The organism is Nitratireductor pacificus pht-3B, assembly GCF_000300335.1.
Lineage (GTDB): Bacteria > Pseudomonadota > Alphaproteobacteria > Rhizobiales > Rhizobiaceae > Nitratireductor > Nitratireductor pacificus.
This window is the reverse complement of the sequence record NZ_AMRM01000016.1, coordinates 21,457-36,052: the sequence shown is the minus strand read 5'-3', so window position 1 is coordinate 36,052 and position 14,596 is coordinate 21,457. Positions and strand designations below refer to the sequence as shown.

Genomic DNA, 14,596 nt, shown 5'->3' with positions numbered 1-14,596 from the left:
GGAGGACGCCCGGAGGCAGTATACACATGAAAACCCCTGCCCAGAAAGCCCGCAGCTTCGGCACACCCGGTCCCTAGCCCAGCCGCACTTGCTGCTCGATCGCGCCGAAGATGGAGGCGCCGTCGGCGGACAGCATCTCGATGCGCACGCGCTCGCCATCGGCGAGGAACGGCGTCTTCGGCTCCCCGTCGGCGATCATCTCGCGGGCGCGCCGCTCGGCGATGCAGGCGGAGCCGACGGCGGGATCGGCGTTGGAAATCGTCCCCGACCCGATGACACCGCCGGCTCCGATGGGACGGGTCTGCGCCACATGGGCGATGAGGCGCGCGAAGGAGAACACCATGTCGCTGCCGGCTTCCGGACGGCCGAAGGCCTCGTCTCCACGGGCGATCAGCAGCGGCAGGTGAACGCGCTCGCCGTCCCAGGCCTCGCCCAGTTCGTCCGGCGTCACGGCGACCGGCGAGAAGGCGGTCTGCGGTTTCGACTGGAAGAAGCCGAACCCCTTGGCGAGTTCACCGGGGACGAGGTTGCGCAGCGTCACATCGTTGACCAGCATGATCAGCCGGATGCTGTCGCGCGCCGCCGCCTCGTCGGCGCCCGCCGGCACCGGGCCGACGACGACGGCGATCTCGCCCTCGAAATCGCAGCCCAGCTTCTCGTCGGCGATGCGGATCGGCTCGCGCGGTCCCAGATTGCAGTCGGCCGCGCCCTGATAGATCAGCGGGTCGGTCCAGAACGTCTCGGGCATGCCTGCGCCCCGCGCCTTGCGGACCAGTTCGACGTGGTTCACATAGGCGCTGCCATCGGCCCACTGATAGGCGCGCGGCAGCGGCGCCATTGCCTCCACTGGGTCGAAGGGGAGCCGCGACGGGTCCGTCTCGACCTTCTCGGAGAGGTCACGCAGCCTGGGTTCGACGGTGTCCCAGTCGTCGAGCGCGGCCTGCATGGTCGGAGCGATCCCGTCAGCCGGCAGATAGTGTTGCAGATCGCGGCTAACGACGACCAGCGCGCCATCGGGACGGCCATTGCGCAGGGTGGCAAGTTTCATGAACGGGATGCTCCTTGGTGAATGCGAGAAATCTGCAGTCGGGCGGCGCCGTCTCCGACGCCGCCCGCCTTTCGGTCCGATGCTCTAGCCGTTGCTGGCGGCAGCGAGTTCCTCGCCCCAGGCTTTCAGGAGCTGCGCGCCATCGACGCCGCGCTCCGCGACCTTCTTCAGCCAGGCTTCCTGGAGCGGCATGTTGCGCTCGGCGATCTGCGCCATGAAGGCTTCGTCGGCAGTGATCATCTCGATGCCCGCTGCATGAACCAGCTCGAGCGCATGCTTGTCGTTCTTGTCCTGCGCCTTGCCGGCCATGCGGGCCAGGTGTTCGCCGGACACCTTCTCGATCGCCTCCTGGTCCTCGGGGGCGAGCTTGTCGAAGGCCGCCTTGTTCATCACCACGGCCCAGCTCGTATTGTACAGACCGCCGGGAACGATCGTGCCGTAGCGCACCAGCTTGTCGAGCTTGAACGTGATGATCGGCTCCACCGGGAAGAACAACCCGTCGACGATGCCGGCACTCATCAGCTCGTAGGATTCGCTGGCCGGCTTCAGGACCGCCGAGACGCCGAGCTGGTTGGCGATCTCGTTGACCATGCCGCCGCCGACGCGAATGCGCAGGTCCTGCAGCTCCTCGACCTTCGCGATCGGGCGCTTGCTGTTGAAGATGTGTCCCGGGCCGTTGGCGAACACCGCCAGAACCTTCAGGTCGCCATGTTCGCCATGCTGCGCCATGTGTTTGTCGAAGACCCGCTGATAGGCCACCGAGGCGGCTTCGGCGCTGTCGCCGACGCCGGGGAACTCCGCGACATTGGTGAGCAGGAACCGGCCCGGCGTGTAGCCATGCACGTTGAAGGCGACCTCGACGATGCCGTCGGCGACCGCATCGAAGGTTCCGGGCGGTGCGGCGACCGGTTTCGGCAGCGTGTTGATGCGCAGTCTTCCGCCGCTCGCCTCGGCGACCTCCTTGGCCCAGACCTGCATCACATCCTTGTGCAGCACGTGCTGCGGCGGCAGCCAGCTCGACATGCGCAGCATCGTCTCGGCGCTGGCGGCATAGGGCAGCGCGGCGGCTGCGGGCACCGCCGCGGCGAGCTTCAAGAGTTCACGTCTGTTCATGCTTTCCTCCCAGGCTTGTTGCGCGGTCCGCCTGCCGGGCCGCGATGTCGTTAGGCGTGTATGGTCTTCCAGAGCGCCTGGTCGCGCTCGTCGGTCCAGATCTGCGGATGCTCCATGCCGCGCAATTCGTCGAAGGCGCGCGCCGTGTCGAAGGCCAGCACGTGTTGGTAGATCGGCCAGTCGCCGAAGCGCGGATCGCAATGCTCCTTGGCGATCTCGTAGCAGCCCTTCAGGCCATGGCCCCGGCTGAGACCGTGGCGCACCGCATTGAGGATGGTGGCGATGAAGTCCTTGGTGGAATCGATCGCCTCGGTGATGGCCTGGCGCGACTGCATCGGCGCGCCGCGGCCGGGAACCGCCGCCACCGCATCCACAGCCCTCAGCCGCTCCAGCGTCTCCAGCCAGTCGCCGAGATAGCCATCGCCCATATAGACGCCGCAATGGTTCTCGACGATGTCGCCGGCGAAGACGACGCCGGCATCCGGCACATGGCAGATCGTGTCGCCGCGCGTGTGCGCCCGCCCGAGATGCTGGAAGCGGATCTCGCGACCGCCGAGCCAGAAGGTGAACTCCCGCTCGAAGCTCGCATGCGGCATGGTCAGGCCGGGGATTTCCTCGCGGCCCTTGAACAGGCGCGGGAAGCGGCCGATCTCGGAATCCATGTCCGCCTGCCCCCGCTCGCGCAACAATTGCAGCGTGCCGAGCGACGAGAAGATCAGGTCCGCCTCGAAGGCCGAGGCGCCGAGCGCCCGCACGGCGTGATAATGGGTCATGAAGAGATACTTGATCGGCCGGTCGGTCACCGTGCGGATGTCCGCGATCATCTCGCGGGCGAGCGCCGGCGTGGCGCGCGCGTCGATGGCGATGACCGCCTCGTCGCCGACGATGAAGCCGCAATTGGGATCATGCGCGCTGCAATAGCCGTAGACGTTCGGCCCAAGCTCCACGGCCTGGGGTTTCTGTTCGGCCATGTCGGTCACGGAAGCAAAGGCTTCGCTCATCGCGCATTCTCCATTTCAAAGGGTTTCGCCGCTTCCGCGACGCAGGCATTGATCACGGCGGTGTCTCCCACCTGGTTGGCGAGGAGGAAGACGAGGCGCAGGATCAGATGGTTGGATTGATCGTCCGCGAGGCCTTCATTGGCCGCCACAAGCGCGGCGTAGAAGGCGTCCGGGTCGTCGATGGAAGGATCGAGTTTCATGCCAGGCTCCCGAAGCCGACGCTGCGCGCCAGGGCGGCCTCGGCGGCGGCGGCGGTCGCGTCGTGGATGATCGCGGTGCAGTAGAGGTCCGGCCGCACGACGATGAAGTCGCCCGGCGCGGCGCCGGTGGCGGCCTGCAGGTGCCCGCCCGCGTCCGTGAAGCCGCAGCGCTCCGCCCCCTGCCCGATATCGAGCGTGCGCGCGACATAGGGCAGGCCCTCGCCGCCGATGCCGCTGATGACGGCCCGCATGGGGTCGAGACCGGGTTTCGGCACATAGAGGCCGAGCGCCGCCGTGCCGAGCGCGGCCATGATCCCGTTCAGCGATGTTTCCGTCCCGCCATCGCCCCGCAGAGGGAGATTGCCAAGGCAGAAGCCGCCGCCCTCGTCGATGATCGCCGACGGCGCATAGTCGCTGGCGACCGACAGGCGGCCGGTGTTGACGATGCCCCGCGCGAAGGCGTGTTCATGCGCCAGTTCGAGCAGCGCCTTGCGCAGCCGTCGCTCGAAATCGCTCTGCGGCGCCAGGAACCGCGCCGTCCGCGAGGTGACGCGGATGTTCTCCGCGGCGGCGGCGCGGCGCTCCGCATCATAGGTGTCGAGCAGCGCGTGCGGCGCGAGACCCTGCAGCACAAGCGCCAGCTTCCAGCCGAGATTCTCGGCATCCTGGATGCCGGAATTGCCGCCCCTTGCGCCGAACGGGCTCATCACATGCGCCGCATCGCCGGCAAACAGCACCCGCCCCGCCCGAAAACGGTCGAGAAGCTGCATGCGGTAGGCCCATGGCCCGACCCAGACCAGCTCGAAATCCACATCGGGACCGAGATGCGCCCGCACCCGCTCGGCGGCGATCTCGGGGCGCGCCACCTCGTCGGGATCGCCGTCCGGGTCGAGCTGGTAGTCGAGGCGCCAGACATTGTCGGCCATCATGTGCTGCCAGACGGCACGGCCGCCGTTGAACGGCGCATCGACCCAGGTCCAGCGCTCGGGGCGGTCGAGATCCGTGCAGCGCGCATCGCAGATGCACCAGCGGTCCACATGGCGCGAAACGTCGGCGGCAACCCCCAGCGCCTCGCGCAGCCGGCTGTTGGCGCCGGTCGCGTCGACCACCCACTCCGCCTCGATCTCGTAGGCGCCGGCCTCGGTCCCGACCGTCAGGAAGACGCTGTTCTCGCCGGCGCGAATGCCGGTGACGGCATTGTTCCAGCGCAGATCCACCTTGCCCAGCGCCTCGAGGCGCTCCACGAGGAACCATTCGAGATAGAATTGCTGAAGGTTGACGAAAGGCGGCTGTCGCGACGCATTGCCGTCGGCCCGGTTGAAGCTGTAGACGGCCTCCTCGCCCGACATGGTGCGCCCGACCGACCAGGTCACGCCCTTCTCGACCATCCGGTCGACGACGCCGATCCGGTCCATGATCTCCAGCGATTTCTGCGCCCAGACCATGCCGCGCGAGGACGCGCCGCGCACGCCGACCGTGTTGTCGTCGTCGAGCAGCACGGCCTTAATGCCGCGGCCCGCCAGGTCCGCCGCCAGCGTCAGGCCCGTCAGGCCACCGCCGACGATCACGAGCCGCGCCTTCTCGACGCTTCCGTCCGCCACATGGGGCGGCGTCACCGCCGCGAAGCTCGGCAGTTCGTAGCCGCTCGGCGTCCAGCGAAGGGTAGAGGCATGCATCGCCATCCGATCCCGCTCCTATGCCCTGAAATCGATGCTGAGACCGGCGCGCGCCATCTCCATCCGCCGGACGGCGGCGTCGAGCATCTTCTGGCCAAGCCTTCCGTCGGGATCGAAATGCTCGCCGTCATGCGCCGAAGCGGCGCGGACGGCTTCCGAAAGCGGCAGCGAAGCGCCGGACAGCGACTGGCTGGCGCACTGGATCTCGCAGGCGCGCTGCAGCGTCCAGGCAAGCCAGAATGCCTTCGGCAGGTTCTCCTCGACGATCAGCAGGCCGTGATTGCGCAGCACCATGACCGCCTTGTCGCCCAGGCTCTCCACGAGGCGCGGCTGTTCCCCCGCATGGACGGTGATGCCCTCGAAATCATGATAGGCGACGCGCCCGTGCAGCTGCGCGCCGTAGAAATTGTCATGCGAGATGCCGTCCTCAAGGCAGGAGACCGCGATCCCGGCATCCGTGTGGGTGTGGATGATGCAATGGGCGTCGCCGCGCGCCGCATGGACAGCCGAATGGATGATGAACCCCGCCCGGTTGACCGGGTGATCGGTCGGCGATTGCGCCCTGCCGTCGAGGTCCACCTTGATCAGGTTCGACGCCGTGACCTCGTTGTAGTTCAGGCCGAACGGGTTGATCAGATAGTGTTTTTCCGGGCCGGGCACGCGAACGGTGATGTGGTTGAAGATCGATTCGATCCAGCCGAAATGGTCGAACACGTGGTAGGTCGCCGCGAGCTGGCAACGCAGCTCCCACTCCTCGGCCGTGCACCATTGGGGCGGCACGGCGGCCGCCTGTTGCGCCAGGTTCATGTTTGTCTCCCTGAGTGAGCGCGCAGCGCACGTTCTCCGACGAGCGCCTGCAGCATGTCGATTGTGGGCGTCGGCACCCTTTTCAGCCGGCCGATCTCGGCGACGGCGCCGATGATCGCGTCGGCTTCGATGGGCCGGCCGCGTTCGATGTCCTGAAGCATGGAGAGCTTCGATCCGCCGATGGCCCGCGCCATCTCGATCCGTTCGTTGGGGCTGAGCGGAAAGGTGATCCCGCACCGTGTTCCGGTCTCCATGCATTCGCTCATCGCCCGGCGGACGATGGCGAGAAGGTCCGCGTTGGCGCAGATCTCCGCCATCGTGGCCCCGGTCAGCGCGGAGACCGGGTTGAAGGCGACGTTGCCGGCAAGCTTGATCCAGATTTCGCGCGCGATGTCGGTCGCCACGACGATCTCCAGCCCCTCCCCCCGGAACGCGTCACGCACCGCGGCGATGGCCTCCCCGCAGCCGTCGAGCGCACCGAGCACCAGCCGGCCGGCGGCGGTCTGCCGCACGGTGCCGGGCTCAGGCACATCGGCGGCGAAATGGGCCACCGCAGCCACCATGGTCGCTTCCGAAAACCGGGCGGCGAGCACGGCATCCGGATCCGTCGCCCGGAGCGGGGCCGCCTGCCCGGGCGGCCGATACCACCACGGAAGGCCGTTGAGCACGGGGACGACGATGGCGCTGCCGAGCAGGGCCGGGTCGAGCGCGCGGGTCGCCGCCTCGAAGTCATGTGCCTTGACGCAGATGAACAGGAGGTCCGCATCGCCGATGGCGGCGGCGTCGCGCGCCGTGGCGACCTCCAGAAGGATGTCGCGATCCCCCTCGCGGAACCGGAGGCCGGTCGCCTCGATGGCCTGCAGATGCGCACCGCGCGCGACGACCGTGGTCGCGTGCCCCGCGAGCGCCATGCGCGCCGCAATGACACCGCCGATGGCGCCTGCCCCGAGAACCGCGACCCTCAACATCGTTTCACGCGCCGGAAGCGGCGGCCTGGCGCAGGCGTTCCTGCTTCTCCTGCGTCCACGCGGCCAGTTCGTCATGCGCCGAGCGCAGCTTTTCGGACTTGTACTCGGTGAGGCCGATATCCGTGGTCAGCTCCAGGCGGATGCCGTTCGGATCGAAGAAATAGATCGAGTGGATGAAGTGGTGGTCGGTGACGCCGAGGATCGGGATGCCGGCGGCTTCAAGACGCGCCTTCGCGTCGTGCAGCTCGTCCAGCGAGCCGACCGCCAGAGCGAGATGATTGACCCATGCGGGCGTGTTGGCCGAAGGCTCCGCCTTGACGTTGTCGCCGAGGTCGAAAAAGGCGATGTGCGACCCGTCACGCATCTGGAAGAACAGATGGACGAAGGGACAGAACTCGCCGGTGCTCGGCACCGTCTCGGCGCGCACGATATGGACCAGCGGCAGGTTGAGGATGTCCTCGTAGAAATGACGGGTTTCCTCCGCGTCGCGACAGCGGTAAGCGAAGTGATGCAGCCCGTTGATCGGAACCATAGTGGACATCAGGGTTTCCTCCAGCGATTGCTCAGCTGGCCGACTATCGGTGCTCGATCGCCGGGGGTCATTCCTCATCGATGAGGATTGGCGCGGGTCTGATGGATGCGTGAAATGGAACCGTTACAAGGATATTGATCGTGAAGCTCTACACCTATTTTCGCTCGTCGGCCGCGTATCGCGTGCGCATCGTGCTGGCACTGAAGGGTCTCGAATGGGAACCGGCCTACGTCCACATGCTGCGCGGCGGCGGCGAACAGCACCAGCCGGCCTACAAGGCCGTCAACCCGCAGGGACTGGTCCCGGCGCTGGAGATCGACGGACAGGTGCTGAGCCAGTCGACCGCCATCTGCGAATATCTGGAAGAGCGTTTCCCGGAGCCGGCGCTGTTGCCGAAGACCCTCGAGGAGCGCGCCTATGTGCGGGCGGTGATGAGCGCGGTGGCCTGCGAGATCCATCCGCTCAACAATCTGCGCGTCCTGAAGCACATCACCGGCACGCTGGGTCTCGACGAGGACGGCAAGCTCGCGTGGTACCGGCACTGGATCGCCTCCGGCTTCGCCGGCCTGGAGGCGCTGCTTGCCGCGTCGGGACGAGCCGGCGATTGCGTTCTCGGCGACACGCCGACGCTGGCCGACGCCTTCATCGTGCCGCAGGTCTACAATGCACGCCGCTTCGACTGTCCCCTCGACGATTTTCCGACCATCGCGCGGATCGCCGATGCCTGCGACGCGCTGCCGGCCTTCGCCGCCGCCCGCCCGGAAGCGCAGGGAGACGCACAGGGATGAGGGAACATGGCCGTCATACGTGAAGATGATTTCGTTGCGAGCGTCGCCGACGCCCTGCAATTCATCTCCTACTACCATCCAGCCGACTACATCCGGCACCTGACGGCCGCCTACGAACGCGAGGAAAGCACGGCAGCGAAGGAGGCGATAGCGCAGATCCTCGTCAATTCGCGCATGGCCGCCATCGGTCACCGGCCGATGTGCCAGGACACCGGCGTCGTCAACGCCTTCGTCGCGGTCGGGCTCGAAGCGCGCGTCGAGACGAAGGCGTGCATCGAGGACCTGGTCAACGAGGGCGCGCGCCGCGCCTATCTCGACGCCGGCAACCCGCTGCGCGCCTCGATCGTCGCCGACCCCCTGTTCTCGCGCGGCAACACGCGCGACAACACGCCGGCGGTGGTCCACACATCGGTGGTGCCGGGCGATCGCGTGACGATCACGCTGATGGCCAAGGGCGGCGGTTCGGAGAACAAGGCGCGCTTCGCCATGCTCAACCCCTCCGACAGCGTCGCCGACTGGGTGGTGCGGACCGTCGAGGCGCTCGGCGCCGGCTGGTGCCCGCCCGGCATGATCGGTCTCGGTGTCGGCGGCAGCGCCGACATGGCCATGCTGATGGCCAAGCAGGCCCTGTTCGAGCCGATCGACATGCAGGATCTGTTGCAGCGCGGCCCCGCCTCGAAGGAAGAGGAGCTGCGCATCGAGCTCTACCGGCGGATCAATGCGCTCGGCATCGGCGCGCAGGGGCTGGGCGGGCTGACGACGGTCGTCGACGTCAAGCTGAGGACACATCCGACCCATGCGGCATCCATGCCGGTCGGCCTCATTCCGCAATGCGCCGCGAACCGCCACATCACCTTCACCCTTGATGGCGACGGTCCGGCGACGTTTACGCCGCCCGCGCTCGCCGACTGGCCTCAGATCGCGCTCGACCGCACGGCGGACACGGCGCGGCGCGTCGATCTCGACACACTGACGCGCGCGGAGATCGCCCGCTGGCGGCCCGGCGAGAAACTGCTCCTCAGCGGCAGGCTCCTGACCGGACGCGATGCCGCGCACAAGCGGATCGCCGACATGAAGGCGCGGGGCGAGCCCCTGCCCGTCGATTTCACCGGGCGCGTGATCTACTATGTCGGTCCTGTCGATGCCGTCGGCGACGAGGCGGTGGGTCCCGCCGGACCGACCACGGCCACGCGCATGGACAAGTTCACCGAGATGATGCTGGCCGAAACCGGGCTGATCGCGATGATCGGCAAGGCCGAGCGCGGCCAGGAGGCGATCGACGCCATCGCCCGCCACCGCGCGGCCTATCTGATCGCGGTGGGCGGCTCGGCGGTACTCGTCTCGCAGGCGATCCGCCAGGCCCGGCGCGTCGCCTTCGAGGATCTCGGGATGGAAGCGATCTACGAGTTCACGGTCGAGGACATGCCGGTGACGGTCGCCGTCGATGCGGCCGGCCAGTCGGTCCACCGCCTCGGTCCCGCCGAATGGCGCCGCCGCATCGCCGCCGCGGCGGACTGAGCGGGCCTCGGCAGGTTCCTGCTTTCAGAAAATCAGCGCAGCAGGCCGAGCGCCTGCGGCAGCGCCAGCGTCAGTGCCGGCACGAGGATGAGCACGGCGATGCGCACGAAATCAACGGCGATGAAGGGCGCCAGCCCACGAAAGATCGTTCCGGTCGGGATATGCGGCGTCAGCGAACGCAGCACGAAGACGTTCATGCCCACCGGCGGCGTGATCAGGCTGATCTCCGTCACCACCACGACAAGAATGCCGAACCAGACGAGGTCGAAGCCGAGCGCCTGGACGATCGGGTAGAAGACCGGGACGGTCAGGACGATCATCGAAATGCTCTCGAACAGGCAGCCGAGAACGATGTAGACCAGCACCAGCAGGATGATGACGATGAAGGGCGAGACCGAATAGGCCTCGATCAGCGCCGCCAGGTCCGACGACATGCTGGTGAAGTTGATGTAGTTGGCGAAGATCAGCGCGCCTGTCAGCACCGCGAAGATCATGGCGCTGGTACGCGCCGCGTCGACGAAAATCCGGCCGAATTCGGCAAGGCTCGTCTGGCCGCGCACGAGCGTGATGACGAAGGCCCCGAAGGCGCCGATGCCCGCCGCCTCGGTCGGCGTGAAGACGCCGCCATAGATGCCGCCGAGGACGACGACGAAGAGAAGCAGCACCCGCCAGATCTCGCGCAGCGCCGACAGGCGTGCGCCCCAGCCGATCCGTTCGCCGGGCGGCGCGGCTTCCGGATCGCGCCAGACCGTCCAGCGCACGGCCGCCATGTAGAACAGGGTGGCGACGATGCCCGGAACGATGCCGGCCGCGAACAGGGCCGCGATGCTGGTGTCGGTCATGATGCCGTACAGGATCATGATGACGGAGGGCGGGATGAGAATGCCGAGCGTGCCGCCGGCGGCGATGGAGGCGGTCGCCAGGCCCGGCCGGTAGCCGCGCTGCTCCATCTCGGGCAACGCCACCTTGGCCATGGTGGCCGCGGTCGCAAGGCTCGACCCGCAGATCGCGCCGAAACCGGCGCTGGCTATGATGGTCGAGGTCGCAAGCCCGCCGCGGCGATGCCCGAGAAAGGCGTAGGCGGCCGCGTAGAGTTCCCGCGACAGGCCCGAGCGCGTGACCAGCCCGCCCATCAGCGTGAACAGCGGGATGACCGACAACGTGTAGAGCGCGCCCGTCTCGTAGACGGTCTGGGCGATGCTGGCCGCAGCCGCGTCGAAGGAAAGCGTCATCGCCAGCGCGCCGAAGCCGACGATGCCCATGGCGAAGGCGAGCGGGATGCGCAGGAAGGCAAGGGCGAACAGGACGGCGAAGGCCAGGAGTGCGTCGATCACGAGGCGGGGATCCTCACAGGGATGTCGGGCGGACGAAGCGGGCGAGATGGACCAGCGCGGTCACCGCGATGGCGAGCGCCATGAAGAGGGCGAGATAGCCGGTGGGGTAATGCAGGGCGATGCTGACATCCCCGCGCTCCAGCAGGACCATGCCGCGCCTGGCGAGCAGCACCGAAAGGCCCGCCAGGAGCAGCGCGATCAGCAGATGCGACACGCGGTCGAGCAACGCCCGCGCGCGTTCCGACAGAAGCGCGTCGACATAGTCGATGCTGATATGCGCGCCCCGCGCCGATGCGCTGGGCAAGGCCATGAAGACCGTCCCGACGATGCCCGCCTCGACAAGCTCGATGCTCGCCGCGATCGGCATGTTGAAGGCGTAGCGCAGCACCACGTCGAGCACCACGACGCCCATCATCAGGGCGAGCGAAACCGTCGCGACGACATCCGCGACGCGGCAAGGACCTGTCATGTCAGCGATACCACTCCTCCACATGGCCCGAGCGTGCCCGTGGGGGTGAAGGCGTTCAATCCTCATCGATGAGGAACGGCCGCGGATGCCCGGCGGTGGGAAGCCGCGCTTCAGGCGCTCAGGCGGCCTCGTTCACGCGGCGCTTCTCGCCGCTCGGGAGAAACGGCTTGTCGGCGGACACCTTTCTGGTCCCGGCCGCCTTCGCACTCGCTTTCCGGGCGGAGAAGAACCGCGCGACGCCGTACTGGATGGCGATGCCGGCGGCGAGCAGCGCCGCGTCGCCCGCCAGGGTCGTCTCGAAACGGATGCGCAAGATCTGGAGGACGATGGCGAGCACGGAACCGGTGGCGAACACCGCCAGGCCGTTGCGCCCCATCAGCTCGATGGGACGGAACACGGGGAGCCTGAACAGGCTGAACACCCAGGCGGCGTTGGTCAGCACATAGGCGAGCGCGAGAGCATGCAGCAGGCGCGGCAGCGGCAGGAAGGTCTTGTCGAAACCGCCCATGAAGAAGGGCAGGAGATTGCCGCCCGGCAGATTGCCGAGGCCGAACACCACCCAGATGCAGGAGAACGCCAGATAGGCGCTGCTCAGCCAGAACAGAAACGGCCTGAACGGCACGAGCTTGCGCCCGTCGAGCACGGCCAGCCCGCCGGCGATGCCGACCGCATAGATGAGCTGCCAGGCGAACGGGTTGAAGAACCAGCCGCCCGGATTGGGGTAGTTCGGCATGTTGAGGCGGAAGAACCCGGCGGCCATCCACACGGCGACCGCCACGCCGACCAGCGCCAGCCGGCTGCGCAGGCCGATCAGGATGTAGACCGGCGAGACGACCAGCAGCGTGGCGTAGAGCGGCAGGATGTTGAAATAGCCGAGCTGGTGTCCGAGCAGCGGTATGCCGACCATCGTCTGCAGGGGCTGGTCGAGAAGACGGGAGAAATTGATTTTGCCAAGCATCTCGACCGCGCCGAGATAGAGCGCGCCCGCGGCCACCAGGCCGATGACGATCACCGACGAGACGATGTGCGTGACATAGAGCGTCCAGGCCCGCTGCCAGACCCGCAGGCAGGCGGGAAGGAAGGGACCGCTGCGGAAGCTGCGCGAATAGGCTAGCCCGACGGCGATGCCCGACATCAGGACGAAGGCCTCGGCCGCGTCGGAGAAGCCGAAATTGCGCGATGTCAGGCGCTCGAAGGCATTGCCGGGCACGTGATTGATGAAGATGGTCATCAAGGCCAGGCCGCGGAACACGTCGAGGCGATGGTCGCGGCCGGGGCTTGCGGGAACGAAGGGAGCGTTCATGCCGCCCTCACCGCTCTGCGTCCACGCCGGACGCCAGAACGCCCAGCCCGACCGGTTCGTCGCCCGGCGTCCGGACATCGCCGGCATGCACCATGCCGCCGCGCCAGCGCGCCAGGACCGCCTCCTGCCGCACCACCACCGGGGCCGGTTGGCTGTCGGCGCCGGTCTGGAACAGGCCGGCCTGCCGCGATCCGGCGGACGCCGTCCAGGAACTGACATGGATCAGCAGCGGCGCGAAGACCTGCGGCGCGGCGACCAGCAGCAGCCACGACACATATTCGGGCGCGAACTGAAAGGCAAAGCCGAGCGTCACGAGGCCCGTCGCGCTGATCCACCAGCTCGCGGCCCAGGCTTCCGACAGGCTGACGGACCCCGCCTCACGGTTGGTCGCCGGCCAGCCGCCGTCCATGCCGGAAAACACCTCCAGCACGGCGCGGCACTGGTACATCAGCATGATCGGCGCGAGCAGGCTGGTCGAGGCGATCTCGGCCAGCGTGTTGCGCAGCGCCCGCGCCGTGCCGCCGAAGGCTGCGTTGGCGCCGCTCAGCGCGCCGCGCAGGACGATCAGCAGCTTAGGGCCGATCAGAAGACCGAACACGCCGACCAGAAGGGTCAGCGCCAGCCCCTGCTCGACGCGCGGGAAGACGGCGGACAACCCGGGCTCGGGAAAATAGTCCGGCACGCCCTTGAGCGTCGGCGCGGCAATGCTGGCAAGGATGAACAGCCCCCACAGCGGAGACGTCACATACGCCATGATGTTCTGCAGGAAGACGAAGCGGCTCCACGGCTTCAGCCCCGGCGCGGTCATGACGCGGCCATGCTGCAGATTGCCCTGGCACCAGCGCCGGTCGCGCTTGGCGAAGTCGATGACATTGTCCGGGCCTTCCTCGAACGAGCCGGTCAGGTCCGGGTCGACGCGCACCGTCCAGCCGTTGCGGGTCAAAAGCGCCGCCTCGACATAGTCATGGCTGAGGATGTGGCCGCCGAAGGGTGGCGTGCCGGTCAGTTCCGGCAGGCCGCAGCTCTGCGCGAAGGCGCGCGTGCGCACGATGGCGTTATGGCCCCAGAAGGGACCGGCATTGCCCTGCAGTTCGGCCAGCCCGCGCGTGTAGACGGGCGAGTAGTAGGCGGTCGAGAACTGCATGGCGCGGCCGAAATAGGACCGCGCATGGACGATTTTCGGCAGGGTCTGCAGCAGACCGAGCTTGGGGTCGGCATCCATGCGCCGCACCATCTCGGCCATGGTCGTCCCCTCCATCAGACTATCTGCGTCCAGCACGATCAGATAGTCGTAGAGCGCGCCCGAGGTGCGGATGAAGTCGGCGACATTGCCCGCTTTCTTGCCCGTATTCATCTCGCGCCGGCGGTAATAGAGCCCGGCATCCCTGCCGCACTCCCTGCGCAGGCGCTCGAACCAGAGCGCCTCCTCCTGCGCGACGCGCTCGTCGCGCGTGTCGGACAGGATGGCGAAGTCGAACCGCCCGCCGATCCCCAGCGCGTCGAGACTGCCGATCATGGCGGCGACATGCGAGAAGGTCTTGACCGGATCCTCGTTGTAGACCGGCACCAGAACGGCGGTGCGCGCCGTGCTCGGCACCGGCGCCAGGGCCGGAGGCTCCGCGGCGAGCGGAAAACTCAGGAGGCCGTTGAAGGCATAGGCCGCGCCCCATGCAAGCCATGCCGTGCTGGCCGCGAGCAACGCGACGCGCACCGCGTCGATCCACTGGATCCCGTCGCTGGAAAAATAGCCGATTGCCAGTGCGGACACGAGGCCGGCCATCGACAGGCAGAACAGGATCGAGAGGACACGTCTTACGCTGACCATAATGCGATACCGGG

Annotated in this window: 14 protein-coding genes; 2 read left to right on the top strand and 12 right to left on the bottom strand. The window is 67.6% G+C overall.

The features are described from left to right. Positions 1-73 precede the first annotated feature (73 nt). The 8 genes from NA2_RS14410 to NA2_RS14375 form a co-directional block, all read right to left on the bottom strand. Complete coding sequence (locus tag NA2_RS14410) at positions 74-1,048, bottom strand: fumarylacetoacetate hydrolase family protein (RefSeq protein WP_008597719.1); 975 nt, start codon at positions 1,046-1,048, stop codon at positions 74-76. An 84-nt stretch (positions 1,049-1,132) separates the two neighbouring features. Beyond that, complete coding sequence (locus NA2_RS14405; protein WP_040678024.1) at positions 1,133-2,161, bottom strand: TRAP transporter substrate-binding protein; 1,029 nt, start codon at positions 2,159-2,161, stop codon at positions 1,133-1,135. Positions 2,162-2,211: 50 nt separating this feature from the next. After that, positions 2,212-3,162: an MBL fold metallo-hydrolase gene (locus tag NA2_RS14400; RefSeq protein ID WP_008597717.1), complete on the bottom strand. Its 951-nt coding sequence runs from the start codon at positions 3,160-3,162 to the stop codon at positions 2,212-2,214. Next, entirely contained in the window at positions 3,159-3,362 is a 204-nt protein-coding gene (locus NA2_RS14395; protein ID WP_008597716.1) for a DUF2783 domain-containing protein, read from the bottom strand. Before NA2_RS14395 ends, NA2_RS14400 begins: the two co-directional genes overlap by 4 nt. Then, a complete protein-coding gene (locus NA2_RS14390; protein WP_008597715.1) occupies positions 3,359-5,044 on the bottom strand; it encodes an FAD-dependent oxidoreductase in 1,686 nt (561 codons plus the stop codon). The genes NA2_RS14395 and NA2_RS14390 overlap by 4 nt, the downstream gene beginning before the upstream one ends. A 12-nt stretch (positions 5,045-5,056) precedes the next feature. Next, positions 5,057-5,845 carry a class II aldolase/adducin family protein gene (locus NA2_RS14385; protein ID WP_008597714.1) on the bottom strand — a complete coding sequence of 263 codons (789 nt, stop codon included), beginning with the start codon at positions 5,843-5,845 and terminating at the stop codon, positions 5,057-5,059. Beyond that, on the bottom strand, positions 5,842-6,813 hold the full coding sequence (locus tag NA2_RS14380; RefSeq protein WP_008597713.1) for a ketopantoate reductase family protein: 972 nt from the start codon (positions 6,811-6,813) through the stop codon (positions 5,842-5,844). The genes NA2_RS14385 and NA2_RS14380 overlap by 4 nt, the downstream gene beginning before the upstream one ends. A gap of 4 nt (positions 6,814-6,817) precedes the next feature. Beyond that, positions 6,818-7,354 carry a VOC family protein gene (locus NA2_RS14375; RefSeq protein ID WP_040678021.1) on the bottom strand — a complete coding sequence of 179 codons (537 nt, stop codon included), beginning with the start codon at positions 7,352-7,354 and terminating at the stop codon, positions 6,818-6,820. A 131-nt stretch (positions 7,355-7,485) separates the two neighbouring features. Here NA2_RS14375 and maiA point away from each other — a divergent pair, with 131 nt between their 5' ends. Both maiA and NA2_RS14365 read left to right on the top strand, forming a co-directional pair. Continuing rightward, positions 7,486-8,133, top strand: coding sequence for a maleylacetoacetate isomerase (gene maiA, locus NA2_RS14370; RefSeq protein ID WP_040678060.1), 648 nt, complete (start codon positions 7,486-7,488; stop codon positions 8,131-8,133). Between the two features lie 6 nt (positions 8,134-8,139). Beyond that, entirely contained in the window at positions 8,140-9,651 is a 1,512-nt protein-coding gene (locus NA2_RS14365) for a fumarate hydratase (RefSeq protein ID WP_008597710.1), read from the top strand. A gap of 32 nt (positions 9,652-9,683) precedes the next feature. On the opposite strand, the gene NA2_RS14360 is transcribed toward NA2_RS14365, so the two are convergent. From NA2_RS14360 to mdoH, 4 genes are all read right to left on the bottom strand, one after another. Continuing rightward, positions 9,684-10,985 carry a TRAP transporter large permease gene (locus NA2_RS14360; protein WP_008597709.1) on the bottom strand — a complete coding sequence of 434 codons (1,302 nt, stop codon included), beginning with the start codon at positions 10,983-10,985 and terminating at the stop codon, positions 9,684-9,686. Positions 10,986-10,998: 13 nt separating this feature from the next. After that, positions 10,999-11,454 carry a TRAP transporter small permease gene (locus NA2_RS14355; protein WP_008597708.1) on the bottom strand — a complete coding sequence of 152 codons (456 nt, stop codon included), beginning with the start codon at positions 11,452-11,454 and terminating at the stop codon, positions 10,999-11,001. A gap of 118 nt (positions 11,455-11,572) precedes the next feature. Next, positions 11,573-12,757 (bottom strand): OpgC family protein, encoded by a 1,185-nt coding sequence (locus NA2_RS14350; protein ID WP_040678057.1) that lies wholly within the window; start codon positions 12,755-12,757, stop codon positions 11,573-11,575. A gap of 7 nt (positions 12,758-12,764) precedes the next feature. Further along, positions 12,765-14,582, bottom strand: coding sequence for a glucans biosynthesis glucosyltransferase MdoH (gene mdoH, locus NA2_RS14345; RefSeq protein WP_008597706.1), 1,818 nt, complete (start codon positions 14,580-14,582; stop codon positions 12,765-12,767). Positions 14,583-14,596 lie beyond the last annotated feature (14 nt).